Below are 20723 nucleotides of genomic sequence, written 5' to 3'. Positions count from 1 at the left end.
GTTGGGGCGTGGGGGCGGGTGTGGGTGTGGGTGCTGGCATGGGTGCGGCTGCGGGTACGGGGCTGACGGGTGCCGGGGTCGGTGCGGGTGCCGGTGCGGGTGTCAGTGTCGGTGCGCCGGGCCCGGTGGTCGCGCTTCCGACGGGGGCCGGGGCCTCGGCGGAGGCCGCTGCGGCAAGGGCCGTCGTCCCGGCAGGCACCGCCGGCACGACCGGAGTCGGCGGCTCGGCCGGGGCCGTCGCCGTGCCCGGCACCGAGGCCTCGGCAGGCGCCATCGGCGGCGGCGAGATGGCCTCCGACAACTCCGCCTGTTCTGCGGGGAGTTCGGCCCAAACGACGCGCCCAGAGCCGTCCGGGGCGTCGCGGACGCCCCAGTCGCTGGTCAGGACGCCGACCAGCAGGAGTCCGCGCCCGCACTGTTCGTCGGGCTCGGGTCTGCGCCGGGCCGGCAGGGTGCGGCCACGGTTCTCGTCCTCGACCTCGATGTACAGCCGCTCGGCGGAGAGGTACAGCCGGCACACGACCCGCTCGCTGGCCGCGTGCGTGAGGGCGTTGGTCACCAGCTCGGAGGTCACCAGCAGGGCGTTGTCACAGGCGTCGGGGCCGACGTTCCAGAGGTCGAGCAGTTCGCGCACCTTCCGGCGGGCCATGCCGACCGACGCGGGAGTCGCCGTCAGAACGAACATGCCCGACTGCGGAGAGTGACGGAAATGATCGGGGAGGTCCGGGTGGCCGGCGAGCCGGCCCCTGGGCATTCGGCCGAGCGGCTGGGGGAGGGAGGGCGGAGCCATCGCCGTTCGCCTTTCGTTGCCTGCGCACCCTGGCCGGTGCGACACCGCCCCGAACGTGACCCTCGAGCAGGTCAACCCGCGTCGAAAAACCGCAGGTTGGGGCCCCTTCTCCCCCAACAGGGCCACTCAGACTCGACGTTCACCGATTCCGGGAAGGTACGAACACTGTGACACCTGACAACAACGGCTCGCAACCAGCAAGTTGAAATTTGCAATTTGTGCGGTGCACGCTGCTCCGGCCGAAAGATGATCGTGACAGACTGCGACCGTGAACCCGCTGTGAGGGGGTAGGCGTGACCGCTGAGACCGACTGGGGCGACGCCCCCTCTGTCCTGCGCATGATCCTCGGCAGACAGCTGGAGGAGCTGCGGACGCGCGCCGGCCTCACGTTCGAGGACGCGGGGGTGGCGCTCGGTGTCAGCCACTCCACCATCCGCAGGATGGAAGCCGCCAAGGTGGCCCGGCTGCGCCAGCCCGACGTCGAGAAACTGCTGCAGACGTACGGGGTGACGGACCAGCGCGAGATCGACACGTTCCTGAAGTCGGTCCGCGAGGCGAACAAGCGCGGCTGGTGGCACAACTACCGGGACGTACTGCCCGACTGGTTCGCCGCGTATCTGAGCCTGGAACAGGCGGCGTCGCAGATCCGTGCGTACGAGGCGCAGTTCGTGCCGGGTCTGCTCCAGACGGCGGACTACGCGCGTGCGCTGCTGGGGGCCGGCAATCCGCACGCCCCCTCGGAGGCGACGGACCGGCGGGTGGCGCTGCGGCTGCGCCGCCAGGAACTGCTGACCCGCGAGGCGCCGCCGCGGGTGTGGATCGTGATGGACGAGACCGTGCTGCGGTGGCCGGTCGGCGGTCCGGAGGTGATGCGCGCGCAGATCGACCATCTGATCGAGATGAACGCGCTGCCCCATGTGACCTTGCAGATCATGCCGTTCGGCAACGGCCCGCATCCCGCGATGCGGGCCGGGGCGTTCCATCTCTTCCGGTTCAGGGCACCCGAGTTGCCGGAGATCGTCTATCTGAGCGGTCTGGTCGGCGCGGTGTATCTCGACAAGGGCGACGATGTCGTCGTCTATCGCGAGGCTCTGGACCGGCTGGGCGCGCAGTCGGCGCCCGCCGGAAAGACCGAGGCCTACCTCGGTGCGATTCGCAAGGAGCTCTGACATGCACCACCCCACGCATCCCCACCCCACGAACGCCCACGCAGACCACACCAGCCACACCGACCCCTCCCACCCCGTACGCAACGGCATGCCGGCCCGTGAGCTCGGCTCCCGTGGCTGGTCCAAGCCGTGGAGCGACGACGTGGGCGGCGCCTGTGTCGAAGTGAAGAAGCTCGCCGACGGCCGGGTGGCCGTCCGCCAGTCGACCGACCCCGACAGCCCCGCCCTGGTCTTCACCCCGAACGAGATAACGAGTTTCCTGGCCGGCGTGAAGGCTGGTGACGCGGACTTCCTGCTCTGAACTTCCGTGGTTCTCCCGGGACTTGACCGGCTCGACGCAGCCTTACGACCCGAATGGGAGGGTCGGCGTGCCCGAAAACGGAGGGCCGAGGGAGGTCACTCCGGTTGCGGTTCGAAGTCCCAGTACGGACGTTCACCCTGGCGCACCGCCAGGGTGAACGGACTGTTCGCTCCCAGCGCCTCGACGAGCTGCCCGAGGGTCTCCCGCTGCAGGCGGTCGGCCGCGTCGGTCTGGCGGAGCGAGCGCAGGTCGGCTGCCAGGGCGGCCTTGGCCATCAGCGTCAGGGGGTGCGCGCTGCCGACAGCCCGCGCCGAGCGTTCCATGCAGTCCCGGCTGTAGCCGGCGGCGCCTTCCAGATCCCCGGCGAGGCTGCGGGCGCCGGCGACGTTCAGCGAACAGCCCAGTGTCCACGGGTGGTCGGCGCCCATAGCCGCGGTCATTCCGCCGAGGGCGCGCTCGGCGATACGGAGCGCCTCGTCCCGGTCGCCCGACTCCCACAGATTGAGACCGACGTTGCCCGCCGTGCCCACGGAGAACGGGTGGGCGTTGCCCAGAAGGTCCGCGTAGTCGCGGGCGACGCGGTCCGCGAGGGTCCAGGAGTGGTCCAGGTCGCGGTGTTCGCGGAGCAGGGAGGCGTAGTCGGCGGCGACGAAGAGGGCTTGGGGGTGGCGGGGGCCGTGCAGTTGGCGGGCCAGGTCGACGACCTCGCGCATGATCCGTTCCGCCTGGGGCAGTTGGCCGGAACGGCGCAGGCACAGGGAGAGGTTGTGTTCAGCGACCATCGAGCTGATGGCGTACCGCCCCATGACACCCTGGTAGTCGCTCAGGTTCGCTTCCTGGCGGGCGAGTGCCTGGGGGTAGCGGCCGAGCAGGCGCAGCGTCCAGCAGCAGCGCAGCTCGTTGTAGAGCGTCCGGTAGTTCCGGCTCCCCGACTCTTCCCTCAGCCGCGCCACGATCGAGTCGTACATCCCGAACGACTCCTCGTAGCGCCCGAGCAGATCGAGCACGTTGGCAAGGTTGGACTGGACCTGGCGAGTCTGGACGGCCTCGGCTCCTTGTACCGCCGAATCGGCCCGGACGGACTCTCTGTAGAGTTCATGGGCTTCGCGGTACGCCCCCAGCGCGACCAGCGTTCCCCCCAACCCGTTCCTGGCCCGGACCAGTTCCGGGTCGTCAGGCGCCCGCTGTGCGGCCAGGCGGTCCACTTCCGCCCGTCCTACCGCTTCCGCCTCCTGGTAACGCCCCACTCTCCGCAGCATGTTGGCGTGCTGGTGCGTGAGGATGAGCATCCTGCCGCTGTCCGGCGGCATCCGCCTGTGCCACCGCGCGATGGTCAGCTCGCACAACCGGAGCCCCACGCGAGCCTCACCACAGCTGCGGAGGTATTCGATGCAGTTCAGCACCATCTCGGCCACTGTGTTCCGCGTACTGTCCAGTGCTCCGGAGATCTCCAGGTGCGGGATCAACTCGGCGTAGCGCGGCCACGTACGGGTATCGAGAGGGTCGGCGGGATCTGCGGCCGCCAGTGTGTCGCAGGCGACTTGAGAGAACCGATCGCGCTCGTCCTCCCCAAGGCCCTCGCGCAGCAAAGAGTGGTAAAGGCGGTGTACCTCCGCCCTCTCCACCCCGTCCTCCCCGACCACCAACCGCACGGCCGATGTCTCGGCCAGCCGCAACAGCGCCGCGTCCCACGCCTGTCGGTCGGCCGCCAGAGCCGCGATGCGCGGCGGCAGATCGGCCGGCCGCTCCTTCCTCAGCAGGCCCACCGGAACGGCGTCCGGCGAGAAGCAGGTGAAGAGCCTCAGGAGTTCGGCCACGGCCGGATCGCGTTCCTGGAGCGAGGCCAGCGTGATCGACCAACTGCTCTCCAGCGCCTGGGGATACTCGGCCGAGCCGTCCCCCCCGACGGGCTGGTCCAGCCGGCCCGAGTGACCGTCGTGGACGAGTTCCAGATATTCGGCGACCGGCATGGGATTGGCATCCAGCCAGGCCGCAGTCTGGGAGAGCAGCAGCGGCAGGTCCTGCACCGCCTCGGCGAGCAGATCAGCCTCCACGAGGTTCAGCCGAGGAGCCCGGCTCCTGGTGTACGCAATCGACTCCGCGCGGGAGAAGGGGGGTACGCCGATCCGGTGGACGCGTTCGTTGTCGGCCCAGGCGCGGCTGTTGGAGGTGATGAGGACATGACCGATGCCCTCCGGCAGCAGGTCCTCGATCTCGGTCAGGTCGTCGGCCCGGTCCAGGACCAACAGCCAGCGGTGATAGGGCTGCCCGGCGCGCAGCGCGGCCTGCACCGCGCGGATCCGGTAGCCGACGCCCTGCCCGGCGGCCAGCTTCAACTCCGGTGCCAGTGCGGCGAGCTGCTCGCGCGCCGTGCCCTGGAACCCGGCGCTGATCCACCAGACGACGTCGTACTCGTTGCCGTACCGGTGAACGTACTCGGTGGCCGTCTGGGTCTTGCCGGTGCCCGAGGGGCCGAGCAGCGCGCAGCGATGGTGGTCGGCACCACCGGGGTCCGGACCGGGGGCGAGCAGGGTCTGGCGTATCCGGGCGAGAAGGGCCTCACGGCCGGTGAATCGGGGATTGCGGAGCGGGGCGTTGGAGACGGCGGGCGCGGTACCGGGGAAGCGGAGGTCGGCGGTGCGACGGTCGCCGTTTCCGGTGCCTATGCCCGCCGACGGCGGGGTGCCGAGGAGGGCGAACAGGTGGCGTACGGCATCACGTTCGTCGAGTCCGCGCAGGTCGGCCATAGGTAACGCGCCGATGGCAGCGGGCCGTTCACCCGATCCGACGAGCACCACCGCGAGCCGACCGGGCCGGTCGGCGGCCGCCTCGGGCAGAGCGGCGTTCCACTCGTCGTCGCCGCGTCCGCCGAGCCTGCAGTCGGTGTCGCCCAGCACGAGCAGTGTCCGCCCCGGTCCACGCAGCAGTTGACCGAGTTCGTCCCACAGGGCGCGCCCTGGGTCAGGGTGCCACGGCACCGTCGTCACACCGAACCCGGCATCCTCCGCCCGGTCTGCGACCCAGGCTCCCCATGCCTGGCTGGCACCGGTGTGGGCGATGGTGATCCGCCGGTCGGGTACGGCAGAGCTCCGCGCCCGTGCCGGGCGTTCGGTCACCAGGCCCGGAGCGGGCACCGCGTAGACCGCGCCATCGGCCGTGAGCAGCCGTACAGGGCCCCAGCCGACGCGTTCGGTGACGGTGGTTCCCCGGCTCACCAACAGGGTCCGGGGCAGCGAATCGTCAAGGAGGTCCAGCACCCTGGGGTCGGTGTCCGGAACCTCGACGGTGAACCCGCCCGTGCCGTCGGCCTGTTCGCCCAGCAGCAGATCGGGCCCGGACCGGCGCACTCGTAGCACGGCACGTGGCAACCGGTCCGCGATCAGCCCGATGTCGGTCACCGAGAGCCGTTCCGGAAGCTCGGGGCGCAGGCTCACCCCGGGCAGACGGGCACTTGTGACCGTGGCGAGCTGCCAGGCAGTGGTCGTACGGCGCACCGGCTCGGGCAGCCGTGGCCAGGCACCGGCGAACCAGCGGGCGACCCCGTCCCGGCCCTGCTCGACCAGGGCCCTCAGCGCGGGGCGCAGGACGCGCTCGATGGCCAGGTCGGCACCCGCACCGTCCCGGATCGCGAGCCAGGTGGCCCGCTCCTCGGCGAACAGGGCAGGCGAACGGTCCTTGTGCAGGCGTTCGATCACAGACCACAGGCGCTGCACAGGTGCGCCGGACGGCGAACCGGCGAGCCGGTCGGCGAGTTCGGCCCGCAGCGACGGCAACAGGTCGCCGCGGAGCGAGACATAACCGTAGCCGCGCCGCTCGACGTCGTCCCCGAACCAGAGGTCTACCTCGGCCGACACATCGAGCAACGGAGCGACCGCGATCCGTACCCCCCGCATGAGTTCGGGCTCGATACGGCTGGCGACGCTGAGCAGGACGGCGAGTTCGTGGCCCTGGCGGGCCGGGGGGCTCATCGGGGGCCGCTGATGCCGAGTACCGACAAGCATGCCTCGGAGTCCTGCGGGCCCGGGCCCATGGGCGTGCCCCGGTCCCACGACGGTCCGGACGGCGGCCCCACAGCGACCCGCCGAAGCTCCGGGCCCGGCCGCTCGCTCCATCCCGCCCCGAGTAGCCGACGGCACCGTCGCCATCGCCGCAGAGCTTCTCTCCGCTCCGCCTCCCGCACCCGTCGGGAACTCACCGCACTCCCCCGATGACCCGCCCCACAGTGGTCCCCCGGTCCCAGGCCACCACCCTCAGCCGGGACTGCCACCAAGCAGGCCAGAGCCGTTCGGGCAACGGCACGAGGGCGACCGTGTCGCAGCCGTGCTGCCGGATGCGGAGCAGGACCTCCCGCCATTCCCGCTCGGTACCGCGATGCGGGTCGAACACAGGCCCGACGGCGCCGAGGCCGGACAGAAGGAGTACTCGGGTGCCGTGCTGCGGCGGCTGGTAGGGCCGCCAGCTGCCACGAGGGCCGGCGCCGACGCCTCGTGAGGGGCAGTCGGCGAAGCGCAGTACCCGGGTCCCGGCAACGCCGACGAGGCTGCGGACCTGGTCGATGACGTCCTCGACATCCCGGGCGAAGGGTTCCATCGAGGCGGAGATGTCGGCGAGGATCTGCACTCCGTAGCGCAGCGTCGGGAGAGGGCGGCGCGGGATCTCGGCGAGAGGCAGTCCCCGGGCCAGATGGTCGGCTGCTCGTTCGACGTCGAGGTCGCCCTCAGGTGTGACACGAGCGAGGGCCGCGTGGAGCACGGCCGCGGTGGAGCGGGGTGCGAGGAGTGGCAGTTGCGGAGGCGCGCCGACTTCGTCGTACGGGGTTGAACGGGGCGCGGGCAGCGGGTCGACGGACCACCCCGTGCGACGCGGTGGCAGGTGAGCGACGGGGACGAGCAGGGCGGACTCCTCTTCGGCCGGCGCGGGTCGCACCGCGTCGGGTGGTTCGAGGTAGGGCCGCGCGCTTTCGTCGCCCGCCGGGTCTCGCCGACTCGGGGTGGAGGCGGGCTGCGGGAAAGCCGGCGTGTCGGGCAGCGGTTCCTCGGGAAGTTCTCGCTCCGACCCCGGGCCCAGGCCGAGCAGCGAGGCAACGCGTGCCCAGCCAACCGCGTCGGTGACCCCTAACGCGGTGGCGGCACGGACGAGGTCGCCCAGCCAGATCTCCCGCGTCACCGGCCTTACCATCCGTCCCCCGCGATCTGCTGGCGCTTGATCAGCACGCAGTTCTTCAGCCACTCCCAGCGTTCGCTGCCGAGGGTGATCCCCAGGGTGATGCAGGCGCGCAGCGCGTCGAGGAACTCGGCGGTACTGGGTTCACGCAGGCCCGTCGTCATGGCCTGTTCCCGTACCTTGCCCAGCTCCACAGCAAGCGCTTCGGCCAGCCTCAGTTCGCCGTCACCGACACTCCCGTGCCAGGTCTTCAGGTGTTCCTCGGCGATCCTGACCAGGCTCGGTACGTCATGGTCGGGCAGCGACTCCACGACGCACCGCCGTAGAAAGGCCTGGGGAAGTTCTCGCTCGTCATTGGTCGTGATGACGACGAGATGCCGGGAGAATCGCGGGTCGATCTCCCCGACAGGCTCCTCCAGCCGTACTTCCGTACCGGTCTCCACCACCGTGAACCGATGCGAACCCAGCGGCACCAGAAGGCTGTTGGGTACGTCCGGGTCGGCCTTGTCGATCTCGTCGATGAGCACAACAGCGTGGTCGGGACTACGCCCGGCGTTGACGTCGGCGGAGGGGTCCAGGCACTCGGACCCGGAGGTTCCCTGACCTGCCGCCCGGCCGCGCCGCCGCGCGGACCGGGGCGCCAACGCCCACCACAGCACCCCGGGATCGACATACGAGGCATCGTCGAGGCCGACGGCACCCTGCCGGTGCGCCTGCGCGTCGGCAAGCCTGCGCACACTGTCGTAGCGCCACAGCAGTTCGGTCGACCGGGTCGAATAGGTGATCACATGGTCGTAGTAACGCCAGCCGCGCTGCCGGGCTATGAAGGGCGCCAGTGACGACTTGCCCGACCCTGGCCGTCCTCGCAGCAGCAACGGTCGGCCGGTGGCAAGAGCCACCATCACGGCCTCTTCTATGCGTGGGGACATCACATAGATCTCGCCGTCCCCCCGGTCGGGACTGCGGAACCACTCCTCGGGACTCAGGTGCTCCGTCATCGGACTCATCCTCTCCCCCGGGCGCGCCCCGACCTGTCCTCTTCCCCGCCCCTGCCGTGACTCCAGTCGTTGAGCATCCCGTAGGCAACCCTGATCGCGATCCGCTCGTCGTCGGCCCCGAACGGCGGCACGAGCAACGCGGCGCCGGCCAGCCGCCCAGGTCTGGGGTCGTCGTCCGTCAGCTCATCACGTGGAATGAGAAGTATGTGCAGCCAGGGAATCTGGCCGTGCAGCCAGGCGACCACACGCTCCGACTCGTCCAGGGAACAGTGCTCGGCGAAGATCACGACGTACGTGTCGCAGTTCGGCAACTGCGGGGCGCTGGCCAGCGGTTCCCGGTCGGTCATCCCGAAGCGTGCCCTGATGGTGCGCTCGCAGCGGTACCGCAGCTCCTCCTCCGGGTCCTCCTCCCCCGGGGGCGGCGCGGTCACGACGATGGGCCAGTAGCGGCTGTGGTCCATACAGAAGGCCCGGCCCAGGTAGTACTCCCCGGTGTCCGGATTACGCACACTGAGCACGACGGTACGGGGCCCTGTGCCGTCGCCGTCAGGCAGCACGTGCCGGGCGGAGGTGGCGTCGATCCAGACCGGCAGCACCAGTTGGACGAGCTGATCGAGAGCCGTACTGTCCATGTGCCGGGCGATCTCCCCGACGGCGTTGCGCAGCGCTACGGCATCATGCGTGTGCAGCATCTGCGCGGCGAGGAAACCACAGCTGACATCCGTGACCGGAGCGCCGGCCAGATACCTGTCATGCATCCCGAGGGCGCGCCCCATTCGCGCGAGCCGGCTCATCGTGCGCACCTGGCTCAGTTGCGCGGTGATGTCCTCGGCCCAGCGCCGCACGGGATCGTCGTCATCGGGCAGTGCCGGCAACGGCGGGAACGCCCGCACGATGACCGCCGCGGCCTCGGCGGGGTCCGATGGTTCCGTCCCGGCGTCCCCCGCTCCGGTCCGCTGCACGAGCTGAAGGGACATCAGGTCCTCGAACCCGGCGGCAGTCATGTCCTCCGGGGTCACATCGCCGACAGGCGCGGGAAGGACGAAGAACGACCGGTTGAAGTGATGCCGCCACATCAGGATGTCGACTTCTCTGTGCACCCAACCCGACGCGAGCGCGGCCCGGTTGAGCAGCACGACCGCAGCCCGGCACTCCAACAGCCACTCGTACAGCCGTGGATGCCATTTTTCCCCCGGCAACAGCCTGTCGGCATCGACGAGTACGTCGTATCCGCGCTCACGCAGCCCGTGCACGACCTGCGAGCGCACCGCTGTGGCGTAGGCGTCGCCGCGCGTGCTGTGGCTGATGAACACCTTGTTCAATCCCCCGCCCCCAGTCCCCCGGCCGTAGGCTCAGTCTGACGGCGGCTCAGCCCTCCCGCAATCGTGCGTCACCGACGGCCGCGCTGAGCCGCCCCGCAATGTGCCTGATCAAGAACTCAAGGTCCCGGCAGTAGACGGACGGATTCAGGAATCCGGAATCGGCGTGGAATCGATGGGCGTAGTTTCCGCCCCCGCACACCTCGACAAGCGCACAGTCCCGGCAGGTTGGCGAGAGCGCGGCGAGACCGATCTGGCGGGCAGCGATGCCGGGATGGTCCAGCGCGAGATCGAAGGCATGCCGAAAGACGTCGAACCCGGTGACGGGAGCCCCCGCGTAGGTGGTCTTGAGCGAGTCGACCTGTTCGATCGCCCCATCGGTGTCGACCACTACAGCCACCACCGGCGAAGTGCCCACGGCTTCGGTACCGCTGGGCAACCCCATCAGCAACCCGACGATCTCGGTGAACAGCCGAATGGTCGTCCGCATCCGTTCAGCGTCGAACCATTGATCGAAAACAGTGGCCAGCCATCGGCCGTACGGTTCGGGAACGCCGGCACCAGGTGGCGGAGCAGCCCAGTTGGCATGCGGCAGCAGCAGGTCCAGGCTTGGTGGCGCGAAGTCCAGCAGCGACTCGTACACCTCGACGGGGTCTGTCGCCGGGTCGATGGTGCACAGAATTCCCGCGTACGCGTCGGGATACCCCGCCAGCACGCGTAAACCCCGGGTGGCAGCCGGCCAGGAGGGAAGCCCCCGGCGGTCGACCCGGCGGCTGTTGTGCCGGGCGAGTCCGCCGTCGAGGCTGACCCCGATCCTGATCCCGGCGTCGGCGAGTTCACCGACGACGGCGTGGTTGAGGAGCGTCCCGTTCGTCTGCATGGTGACATGCACCCGGCACGACTCCCCGGCCCGCTCGGCCACCGCCCGCCGCACCGCGGCGACGTAGCGGACGAGAGGGGCCGGACCGGACAACAATGGCTCCCCGCCATGCAGATTGACATGCACGTCACGCAGTTGATGGACCGCCGCGTGCTCGGCGATACGCCGGGCGGCAGCGTCCACGACACTCGACGACACGGCCCGGGGCCGGTCACGCCAACTCTGGTCGGGGCCTTCATAGACGTAGCAATAGGTACAGGCGAGATTGCAGCGGCTGTGAACCTTCAGCACGAACTGCTGGAAGGGGGTAGGACGAGAACCGGTGGCACGCCTGACCGCGTCCACGTCGAGGCCTTGCGCAGGCCACGGGTACGAGGTCACCGGTGGCTGAGGGAGGGGGGTTGCTCAGGCGGGACGTAGGGCGAGTCGTCGTAGAACGCGCACCGGGCAGAAGTCCCGACCCGCCACAGCAACATCTCGGCCACCGCCGCAAGCACCGGCTGTCTCGTATCCGCAGCCAGCATGGCCACGTCTCGACCGGCAAAAATCGGCAACGGCTGGGCGCTTAGAGAAGGCGCCACGCCCTGAGGAACAGGCAAGCCTTCTCCAGGTGTTGAAAAATCGCGCGTGTGACGAGCGCGACGTTAGCAGTTTCAGCGACGGGGTGTCACATGACGCGCCAGTAACGAAAATCGGTCACGTGGGTAGCGGTTCGAAGTCCCAGTAGGGGCGGTCCTGGCGGCCTACAGCCTTGGTGTGGGGATGGTTGGAACCGTACTTCGCCGTGAGCGTGTGCAGGGCCTCCTGTTCCAGCCTGGCCGCCTCGTCCCTCCGGCGCAATGACCTCAGATCGGCGGAGAGGGCGGCCTTCAGGGACAGGGCCATCGGGTGGTCCTCACCCAGGGCCGCCGCAGCTCGTTCCAGGGCCTCGGCACTGAGCAGCGCGGCGCCCTCCACGTCTCCGGCGTAGTTGCGGGCACCGGACAGATTGAGAGCACAGCCCAGGGTCCAGGGATGTTTGGCACCGACTGCCGCGGCCATCCCACTCCAGGCTGTCTCGGCGATCCTCAGGGCTTCCTCGCGCTCGCCGTACTTCCACAGGACCAGGCCGGTGTTGCCCGTCGTGCCGATGCTGAAGGGGTGTTCGGGGCCGAGCAGATCGTGATAGCCGTTGGCGACCTCGTCCGCCAGTTTGCGGGCCATCTCCAGTTCACCGTGCTCGCGCAGGAAAGTAGCGTAGTCCGCCTGGGTGTGAAGGGTGTCGAGATGGCGTGGTCCGCGCTTGAGGAGGCTGCGGTCTACGACACTCCGCATGCTTTTCCCGGCGAGTCCCAGATCCCCGCCCCGGCGAAGGCACAGGGCGTAGTTGTGCTCCGCGAGGAGCGTGGTCGGATGCCATTCGCCCATGGCCCGCTGAAGCATCGTCAGATTATGTTCCTGCCGGGGCTTAGCTTCCGCGTAATGACCGAGGAGACGGAGCATCCAGGCGTAGTACAACCCCGAGATCACGCTCTTGTGGGTGTCCGCAGCCTTCTCTCGCGCCTCGAGAATGCGCCGGTGCAAGTCGGCCGAATCCTGGTACCTGCCCAGCAACGCCAGGAGCACAGCGATGTTGGACTGTTCCTGCGACTCCCGCCAAGGACGCGTGCTGTCGTTCCACTCCGGCCCTACGTAGATCCCATAAGCCTCCTGGTACCGGCCCAGGGCGGTCAGCGTGCCACCCAGGCCGTTCTTCGCGCGCAGCAGCTCGGGATCGTCGGCCGCCCTGAGCTGGGCCAGCCGCTCCACCATCGCACGCCCGACGGCCTCGGCCTCCCTGAGCCGTCCCACGCGTCGCAGCATGTTGGCGTGCTGGTGCGTCAGCTTGAGCATGTCGGGGTCGTCCGGGTCCAGGCGGCTTCGCCAACGGGCCAGAGTCTGCTCGCACAACGCGAGTCCGTCCCGGCCCTCGCCGCGTGCCCTCAGGTACTCCACACAGTTCAGGACCAGCCTGCGCACCACCGGCTTCGTGCTGTCGAGGGCACCGGATGTCTCCAACTGTGCGAGCAGAACGGCGTACTTGGGCCATTCGGCGGCGTTCCCGGGGTCCCGTGGGTCAGCCCCCGCGAGCACTTCGCACGCGACGGAAGACATCGCTTCCCGCCGCTCCTCAGGCAGCATGCTGGTCAGGAAACTGTGATAAAGCCGGTGCATTGTCGCGCCTCCCACTAGTGGATCACCCTCCGACGAACTCTCGTAGGCGAGTTGTACCGCAGTGGACTCGGACAATCGTTGCAATGCCGTATACCAGCGGATCGGATCCAGCGCGAGAGAGGCAAGGTGGTCGGGCAGGTCGGAAGGGTGAGCATTTTGGATCAGGCGTACGGGAATGGCGTCCGGGGAGAAGAGCGCGAAAAGCCGCAGAAGCTCCGACGCCTCCGGATAGTTCGCCTCCAGTGTGTTCAGAGTTATCGACCAGCTCGTCTGGAACCCCATGGGGTAGTCGTCCGAGATACGAATGCCGATCTGATTCGCACCGCTCCTGCGGATCAGGTCGATGTACTCCAGGGCGGGCATCCTGTTGGCGTCCAGCCAGGCGGCGGTCTGCGCCAGCAGCAGCGGCAGGTCCTGCACGGCCTCCGCCAGCTGGTCCGCCTCCTCCTCGTCGAGGCGCGGGGCACGGCGACGCACGTAGGCGACGGACTCGTCACGGGCGAACGGCAGGATGGGGATCTCGGAGAGTCTTCCCGCCGTGGCCCAGTCCTGGGTCAGCGTGGTGACCAGGACGTGTCCGTTGCCTTCCGGCAGCAGGTCTTCGACCTGGGACATGTCGTCCGCGCTGTCGAAGATCACCAGCCAGCGGCGATGCGGACTGCCGGTACGCAGCGCCTCGCGCACGGCGCGGATCCGCTCCCCCAGTTCCGTGCCGACCGAGAGCTGCAGCCGACGGGCGAGGTCGGCGAACTGTTCGCGGGCGGTGGCCCGGTATCCGGCGTTGACCCACCACACCACGTCGTAGTCATTTCCGAACCTGTGTGCGTATTCGATCGCGATCTGGCTCTTTCCCACGCCCGAGATTCCGCGGAGCGCGACCCGTGAAGCGCCGCCCTCGGACCGGTTCAGCAGGGAGTGCAGTTCGTCGAGTGCCCAGTCGCGGCCCGTGAAGCGCAGGTTCCGTCGAGGGGTGTTGACCACCGAGGGGGGATCGTTCGGGAAGCGCGGGGCACTGTCGTTCACCCGGGACGTGTCCGTGGCCGGCAGCCCCAGCCGGACCAGGATCCGCCGTCGGGCTTCACCGGAATCCAGGTCACGCAGGTCGACGGGTTGCAGGCGCTCGCCACCGGGCGGGATGGCCCGGGTGGCCACACTGACGGCGGTGAACCGGTCCCCGTGTTCCGAGACGACCTCGCGCAGCGCCGCGGTCCACTCTTCGTCGCTGCGCGGTCCCAGGTTGAAGTACCAGTCGTCCAGGACGAGCAGTATCCGCCCGGAGGCGTCCAACAGGCCCCGCAGCGCGTCAGCCAGCGACACGCTGACGGGCGGGTCCCAGCGCAGCAGTGTCGTCCGATGGCCCAACTGCTCCAGCTGGTACGCGATCCAGGTGGCCCATGGCCGGTTGAACCCCGCATAGCTGATGACGTGGTGGCCATGGGACCCGGCTCCCCCGGCCCGGTCCGCCATGAGATTCTCTCCCTACTCCGGCCCGGCCGCGTCCGCAGTGAGGCACAGTCATCTGGTCAGCTCATAGCCTCTAAGGCATTGCCGTGGGAGGCCGTGCCGAAACGGCTGGATCAGGACGTTCGCTTCCCGTCGCGGACCCCAATGCCGCCGCGACATGCCGAATCAGTCGCTCCAGGTCACCGCAGTACACGGAGGGGTGCCTGAAGCCACTACCTTCACGATAGCGATGGGCATAATTCCCGCCACCGCAGACGGCCATGACGGGGCATGACCGACAGGTGGCACCCAAGGCTGCTACACCTATCTGGCGTGCCGCCACACCCGGATGATCGAGCGACTCGTCAAAGGTGTTACGGAAGACGTTCAGCCCAGTGACCACCGCCCCCTCATAGGTTTGCTTGAGGGAATCAAGCTGCTCAATTTCCCCGTCTGTCTCCACCACTATCGCCGCTGTCGGTGACAGCCCGACGGCCTCCAACGCGCTGGGCAGCCCCAGCAACAGGGCGATGATCTCGGAGAAGATCCTGATCCGTGGCAGCGCGCCCTCCCCCTCTTTGCTGCCCCACCACACATCGAAGACCGCGGCCAGCCAGTCCCCGTAAGGGGTGCTGCCCCGGTCACCGGTCCGGGCCGCCTCGGGGGCACGCACCGGCAGCCCCGGTGGCGGGTTCGACCAGTTGCCGTGCGGCAGCAGTAGGTCGAGCACTGGGGGCCGGAGGGCCGCGAGGGAACGGTAGACCTCGCCCGGATCGGCGGTGACGTCGACCGTGCACAGCAGACCGGCGTACGACTGGGGGTTGCGGGCGAGCAACCGCGCGGCTCGTACGGCTCGGCGCCAGGAAGAGCGCCCCGCGTGGTCCACCCGGCGTCTGTTGAACGCGGATGTGCCCCCATCAAGGCTCAGGCCGACCCGGATGCCCTCCTTGGCCAGCGCGGCCAGGGCCTTTTCGGTGAGCAGGGTGCCGTTGGTCTGAACGGTCGCTCGCAGCGCGCAGTCGGCCGGAAGAACGGTTCGGATCGTCCGGATGTAGTCCACCAGCACTCCGGGGCCCGACAAGAGCGGCTCGCCCCCGTGGAGAGCTATCCGGACTTCGCTCAGCTCATGAGTGCGCGCGTGTTCGGCAATGCGATGGGCGGTCTGTCCCATGACAGAAGCCGAAACACGGGGCGGATGATCTCGCCAGGAACCGTCGACCCCATGGTAGATGTAGCAATAAGTGCAGGTCAGATTACATCTGCTGTGGACCTTGAGGGTGAACTGATGCATCGGCACCGGACGCAGACCGGTTCGACGCAGAGTATGGACATCGAGCACCGACAACGGCCAAGGAGCAAGGAACCGACCCAGCGTGGAACGGCTCTGCTCGCACGGCACAGGGAACATCGCGCCGCCTCCCCCGGGCATGGCAATAGGTCCAATGCACCACTCGCCAAAGGCAACCGGCCCGGGTGGCAACCGGATCCGAACCGCCTTACGTTCGACCGAAAGCCGCCCTGACGTCAGAGCTAGGGCGAGTCCTCGTAGTAGGAAACCATCCACTTGCGTGCGCGGGACCTCTTCTCCAATTCCACGCGGACGCTTTCAAATGCGGGGCGGCTGCCCATTCTCGGCAGCTCCCCCCACTCGATCCCCGTGAGATCCGGAAGAGGTTGATCCCAGGCGGTCGGCTCATCGGTCGCAGGGTTCGACACGCTACTCCTCCCAGGCACGTCGGCTCTCGGCAATTACCCGTACGGGGAACACACGGAAACCTTTCTTCTGCCCTCACCTGCAAGACCTGACCGGAAAGACGATCGATTCAGGCCGAACCGCTACCGACCGCTGGCGCCGCCAGCGCACGCATCCGCTCCAAAGTCGCCCGACCCTGAACGCCCTGATCGTCGCCCGCCGCCTGCCAGTTGGCCCAGGCCGCGCGGTACGCGTCGAGGGCGCTGGCCGGGCCCGCCGTGCGCTCCAGGACCGTTCCTCTGCGGTGCAGGGCGCGGGCGCAGACGAGGGGGTCGCCCGCCGCCTCGGCGGCGGTCGCGGCGCGGCGGTAGGACTCGGCCGCCCGGTCCTCGTACGCCGTCGTGGTGGTCCGTGGGCGGGCCAGGGCCAGCAGCGCGTCGCCGCGTTCCAACCAGGCGAGGGCCTCCGTGCGTGCGTCCTGACCGGTCCGGGCGCCGCCGGCCGCGCGGGCCAGGATCCACTCGGCCTCGTGGAGGTCCGTGAGCGAGCCGCCCGCGCGATGGTGCCGGACCAGGGCGCGGCCGAAGAGGAGTCTGCGGGCCGGCAGCCACGGGTCGCTCTCCGGCGTCTGGGCGAGAGCGGCCCGCAGGACACGTACGGCATCCGTGGCGACGTCCACGTCACCGCTGTGCCCCGCCCTGCTCAGCAGCGCCCCGCCCCTGGCCGCCAGCAGTTCCGGGCGGCGTGGGTCGTCGGTGCCGAGCTGTGCCTGGGCCTGGGCGAAACAGGCGTCCGCGGCGTCCAGTTCCGCCGGTTCGGCGGTGCGTGTCCAGCGCGCCGTGCGGGCCTGGGCCAGCCGCCACAGGGCGCGCAGCCTCAGCTCGCCCGTGTTCGCGCCGGTGCCGGCGGTCCGCAGGGCGTCGGTCAGCGCCGCCACGACCTCCTCGGCCCCCTCGTCCCCCACGACGACCGCCCGTGCCGCCGCCAGCTCCAGCCAGGCCCGGCAGACGACCCCCGGCGCCTCACCCGCCCGCTCCGCCAGCCCCGCCGCCGACTCGAAGTCCGCCGCGGCCTGTACGGCGAGCGCCCGGGCCTCGTCCGCCGAGTCGCGCTCGCGGGCGTTGGCGCACAGTTCCATCAGCAGCGCCCCGCGCGCCAGCAACGCCGAGCCGGGGAGGGGGTGTTCACCCGGCCAGCCCTCCAGCAGGGCGTCGAGCCGCACCTGAGCGCCGTACAGCAGTCGTCGGTCGCCCAGGAGCCGGTAGCGGGCGCGGACCACCTCGACGACGCACAGGAGTACGTCGAGCAGGGGGCGCGGCTCGGAGCGCACCAGGGCGTACGCGCACTCCAGGCTCTCGGCCGCCTCGGCCAGGACCCGGGTCCTCGTCCCGTCGTCGGGCTCGGTCGCGGCGCGGGCCCGGAGCACCTTGCCGAGGACGAGGTGGGTGTGGGCGGGCGGCGCACCGGCGGGGTCGGCCGCCGCGCGGACGGTGTCCTCCGCCTCTCGCAGCACCGCGCGGTCGCGGTGGATGTCCCAGAGGGCGAGCAGGCACTCGGCGAGGAGCGCTCCCGTGGCCGGGGTGCGTGGCGTCGCGCGCAGCAGGCGTACGGCGTCCCAGAGATCGCGGATGCCGCCCTGCTGTTCGTAGCGGGCGAGGCGGCTGCGGGCCAGCCAGAGGGCGAGTGATTGCGAATGCGACCGGTTGATGACGAAGTCGGCGGCGCCGTCGACCTCTCGCGGCTGGAATCTGCGCAGCACCCGGCGAGGTACGTCGGCGAAGGGTTCCGGAACCGGCCGCCCGGCCCGCTCCTCGGTCCCGTCCGTACGGACTTCGGTGCGCACGGCCGTCCCGGAGAGATGGGCGACCACCAGCGCCGGGAAGTTCTGGGCCCTTTGTCCCCACACCCGTTCCAGGTAGCGCGAGCACTGCTCCAGCACCGCGCGGGCCTCGTCCAGTTCCAGTCGGCGCAGCAGCACGTCCCTTACGCCCGGGGCGAATTCGTACCAGGGGCCGGAACCTTCGCGCTCGTCCGCCACCTCCACCAGCAGGTCACTGAACAGCACCTCGGCCAGTTCGACCGGGCCCGTCCCGGGCAGCAGGGCGCGCTGGACGAGTTGCATCACGGGGTACGCCAGCGGCGCCGCCGAGAGGCAGCCGGCGAGGCGGCGGGCGGCGGGAGAGGCGGCGGTGCGGAAGTCCTCGACCAGTTGCTCGGGGGTGCGGTCGGGGCGGGGGCGGGGTGCCGTTCCCTCGTCATCGGGCCCGACCATGGCCACCGAGGCGGTCAGCGCCCCTGTGGATCGTTCCGACAGCAAACGTGCCCAGCTGCCGAGTGCGGCGGGCGTCGGCGGCAGGACGGGGACCGGCAGGGCGTCCTCGCGGCCGGGGCCCGGGTCGCGGAGCGACCGGAAGGCGAGCGTCCCGCCGGGGTCCGCCGTGCGCCGCAGGGCGCCGGCTTCGGTGGCCAGCAGGGTCTGCGGCCACAGGCGCGCGGGCAGCGGCTGGACGACGGCCAGCGGGCCCGCGCCGAGGCGCCGGTGGAGGAGCCGCTGGGCGGCGCCGTGCCGCCACAGGGGGCCCGAGCAGTCGCTGAGCAGCAGGGTGACGGTCCGGCCGCTCGGGTCGCGCAGACCGTCCGCCGGGGCGAGCCACTGGCTCCCGCCGGCCCGGCACAGCACGCCCACCCCGCCGTCGGGATACGGACGCAGCCGGTGGACGGTCACCGACCGGAAGGCGCCGGACTGTTCGCAGGCGAGGCGCAGCTCCTCCAGGGTGCGTTCCCAGGCGCCCATCGACGGCGAGTCGTCGACGAGGAGCTGCATCCGGGCCCGGCGGCGCCGGTCGGCCCGGAAGACCGGCAGGGCGCAGTTGGCGACGGCGCTCGCCTGGGCGGTGAGGGACTCGTCCAGCACGTCGTCGCTCCGGGGTCGCGGCGGTCCCGTACGCCACTGCCGGCCCCGGAAAGGGCGCAGGGCGTGCCCCAGGGACAGCAGGTCCGGGAAGGCGGACGCCGTCGGTACGAGGATCTCGGCGCCCGGCGCGTCGTACGCCGGCTCCGTCCGCCCGGCCCGCTCCGCCTCCTGTTCGCGCCGTTGCCGTCGGCCCCGCTGTCCACCCTTCTCCCGCCGTTCCCTGACCACCGCGAGGAGTTGCGGGGGCCCTGGGCGGTCCGCCGGGTCCGGTGAGAGGCCGTCCTCCCCGGACGGTGTGCCGTCCGGGGACCCGGCGTCAGGACCACTCCCCGCTCCGCTTCCGGCACCGGTCTCCGCGTCGGCCATCCGCCCCGCCAGCCAGAGTGCGTCGGCGAGTTCGGTGGCGCCCGGATCGGCCCCGGCCTCCCTCAGGCGCCGGATCAGCGCGCCCAGTGGATCGGACGGCCCCGCGTCCTCGCTCACCTCGTCGGCCGGTTCAGTGGCCGCATGAGCTGTTCGGCCAGGTGGGCGCGGGTGCCGGGTTCCTCGTCCTGGGCGTGGCGGGTGAGGTAGACGGCGTTGAGGAGTTGGTCGGCCGCCCGTTGTTCGCCGGGGCGGCGTTCGAGGAACCGGGCGATGATGTCGGCGTGCTGCTCGGCCGCGTCCTCACCGAAGTGGGCGCGGACCATGGCGGCGAGCCGGTCCTCGTCCGGGGGCTCCAGGTGGAGGTGGACGCAGCGCCGGAGCAGCGGTACCGGGAAGTCGCGTTCACCGTTGCTGGTGAGGACGATGAAGGGGAAGGCGCGACAGCGGACCCGGCCTTCGTGGACCTCCACCGGGCGTCCGTCGTGGTCGCGCACGCGTACGGCCGGGCGGTGTTCGGCGATCCGTTCCAGCTCGGGGATGCCGAACTCGCCTTCCTCCAGGACCGCGAGGAGGTCGTTGGGCAGGTCGATGTCGCTCTTGTCGAGCTCGTCCACGAGGAGCACCCGGGGTCGGGCGGTGGGGAGCAACGCCGTTCCGAGTGGGCCCAGTTGGAGGTAACGGCCGATGCCCTGGGCGAGCATGTCGGTCTCGTCCGGCGGGAGTTGGCCGGATGGCGGGGCCGCGGCCGAGCTCTCCGCGTCCTGGGTCCGGCCGCTCGGGCGGGTGATCTGAAGGTCCTGCAGGCGGCCCAAGGCGTCGTATTTGTAGAGCCCGTCGGTCAGTTGCGTACGGCTGACGATGGGCCAGTGCAGAACTCGGCCCAGGCCCAGTTCATGGGCCACGGCGTGGGCGAGCGTGCTCTTGCCGCTGCCCGGTTCGCCGGTGACCAGCAGCGGGCGACGCAGGTACAACGCCGCGTTGACCAGCTCCAGTTCGGCCGGGGTGGGCCGGTAGTGCTCGGCGAAGGCGCGGCTGTGGCCGAGCCTTCGGGTCGAGACGGCGTCCACGGGAGCCGGCGGCCGGATCAGCGGGCCGCCGTCGAAGCGGCGCCAGGCGGGCGGGTCCGGGAGCCGGTCGACTCCGTCGTGCGGTTGTCCCGTGCCTCGGTAGATCAGCCACTCGTTCACGTCACGCTCCTCGGTGCAGGACGGGCGGGGAGCCTGATTCCCGGTGGCGCGAAGGGGAACCGGAGGTCCTCTTTCCCCGTCCAAGCCCCCGCCGCACCGGCAATCCTTCTGACACTACCCAGGACCGACCGAGGGGGATCACGCGAGCGGGGAACACGCCTCCAAAATGGTTGCTCACTTGACTACCAGGCGTCACATCGGATTGGCTCCGCCCCAGTGAGAGTCGGACAGTCAGTGCACGGCGACCGGCGATCGCACAGATTTCGGCGTACCCTCACCCCAGCTCTCGTCCTACCCCCCATTCCCC

Annotated in this window: 12 protein-coding genes; 2 read left to right on the top strand and 10 right to left on the bottom strand. The window is 70.1% G+C overall.

Annotation, left to right across the window (positions count from 1 at the left end; genetic code table 11):
• Positions 1–685: ATP-binding protein (locus ADL01_RS47195; RefSeq protein WP_063783474.1), on the bottom strand; the 685-nt coding region annotated here is incomplete at its 3' end.
• A gap of 398 nt (positions 686–1083) precedes the next feature.
• Between ADL01_RS47195 and ADL01_RS07140 the strand changes: the two genes are divergently transcribed.
• Together ADL01_RS07140 and ADL01_RS07135 are read left to right on the top strand one after the other, a co-directional pair.
• The gene (locus ADL01_RS07140) at positions 1084–1959 is read left to right on the top strand and encodes a helix-turn-helix domain-containing protein (RefSeq protein ID WP_053741044.1); all 876 of its coding nucleotides are present in this window, start codon (positions 1084–1086) and stop codon (positions 1957–1959) included.
• Position 1960: 1 nt separating this feature from the next.
• The gene (locus tag ADL01_RS07135) at positions 1961–2260 is read left to right on the top strand and encodes a DUF397 domain-containing protein (RefSeq protein WP_420719691.1); all 300 of its coding nucleotides are present in this window, start codon (positions 1961–1963) and stop codon (positions 2258–2260) included.
• A gap of 95 nt (positions 2261–2355) precedes the next feature.
• Here ADL01_RS07135 and fxsT (ADL01_RS07130) read toward each other — a convergent pair whose 3' ends face one another.
• The 9 genes from fxsT (ADL01_RS07130) to ADL01_RS07090 all read right to left on the bottom strand — a co-directional run bounded on the left by fxsT (ADL01_RS07130) (position 2356) and on the right by ADL01_RS07090 (position 20416).
• Positions 2356–6261, bottom strand: a complete 3906-nt coding sequence (fxsT, locus tag ADL01_RS07130; protein ID WP_234354532.1) for an FxSxx-COOH system tetratricopeptide repeat protein — start codon at positions 6259–6261, stop codon at positions 2356–2358.
• A 190-nt stretch (positions 6262–6451) separates the two neighbouring features.
• Positions 6452–7426 carry a hypothetical protein gene (locus ADL01_RS07125; protein ID WP_078960364.1) on the bottom strand — a complete coding sequence of 325 codons (975 nt, stop codon included), beginning with the start codon at positions 7424–7426 and terminating at the stop codon, positions 6452–6454.
• Positions 7427–7431: 5 nt separating this feature from the next.
• Positions 7432–8421: an AAA family ATPase gene (locus ADL01_RS07120; protein ID WP_234354531.1), complete on the bottom strand. Its 990-nt coding sequence runs from the start codon at positions 8419–8421 to the stop codon at positions 7432–7434.
• Between the two features lie 5 nt (positions 8422–8426).
• A complete protein-coding gene (locus ADL01_RS07115) occupies positions 8427–9734 on the bottom strand; it encodes a toll/interleukin-1 receptor domain-containing protein (RefSeq protein ID WP_159049469.1) in 1308 nt (435 codons plus the stop codon).
• Positions 9735–9789: 55 nt separating this feature from the next.
• Positions 9790–10965: an FxsB family cyclophane-forming radical SAM/SPASM peptide maturase gene (locus ADL01_RS07110; protein ID WP_053741045.1), complete on the bottom strand. Its 1176-nt coding sequence runs from the start codon at positions 10963–10965 to the stop codon at positions 9790–9792.
• A gap of 351 nt (positions 10966–11316) precedes the next feature.
• Positions 11317–14280 (bottom strand): FxSxx-COOH system tetratricopeptide repeat protein, encoded by a 2964-nt coding sequence (gene fxsT / locus ADL01_RS07105; RefSeq protein ID WP_053741041.1) that lies wholly within the window; start codon positions 14278–14280, stop codon positions 11317–11319.
• 70 nt (positions 14281–14350) lie between these two features.
• Positions 14351–15664, bottom strand: a complete 1314-nt coding sequence (locus ADL01_RS07100) for an FxsB family cyclophane-forming radical SAM/SPASM peptide maturase (protein WP_199834776.1) — start codon at positions 15662–15664, stop codon at positions 14351–14353.
• A gap of 415 nt (positions 15665–16079) precedes the next feature.
• Positions 16080–19346, bottom strand: coding sequence for an SAV_2336 N-terminal domain-related protein (locus ADL01_RS07095; protein ID WP_053741039.1), 3267 nt, complete (start codon positions 19344–19346; stop codon positions 16080–16082).
• Positions 19343–20416: an AAA family ATPase gene (locus tag ADL01_RS07090; protein WP_053741038.1), complete on the bottom strand. Its 1074-nt coding sequence runs from the start codon at positions 20414–20416 to the stop codon at positions 19343–19345. Before ADL01_RS07090 ends, ADL01_RS07095 begins: the two co-directional genes overlap by 4 nt.
• Positions 20417–20723 lie beyond the last annotated feature (307 nt).

It is taken from the genome of Streptomyces sp. NRRL WC-3618 (genome assembly GCF_001280005.1).
Taxonomy (GTDB): Bacteria; Actinomycetota; Actinomycetes; order Streptomycetales; family Streptomycetaceae; genus Streptomyces.
The sequence above is the reverse complement of the archived record's forward strand: the minus strand, read 5'-3'. Positions and strand labels throughout refer to the sequence as shown.

Coding starts and splice junctions, on each gene's coding strand:
- ADL01_RS07135 (WP_420719691.1), top strand. CDS start 1,961: ATGCACCACCCCACGCATCCCCACCCCACGAACGCCCACGCAGACCAC.
- fxsT (WP_234354532.1), bottom strand. CDS start 6,261: ATGCTTGTCGGTACTCGGCATCAGCGGCCCCCGATGAGCCCCCCGGCC.
- ADL01_RS07120 (WP_234354531.1), bottom strand. CDS start 8,421: ATGACGGAGCACCTGAGTCCCGAGGAGTGGTTCCGCAGTCCCGACCGG.
- fxsT (WP_053741041.1), bottom strand. CDS start 14,280: ATGGCGGACCGGGCCGGGGGAGCCGGGTCCCATGGCCACCACGTCATC.
- ADL01_RS07100 (WP_199834776.1), bottom strand. CDS start 15,664: ATGTTCCCTGTGCCGTGCGAGCAGAGCCGTTCCACGCTGGGTCGGTTC.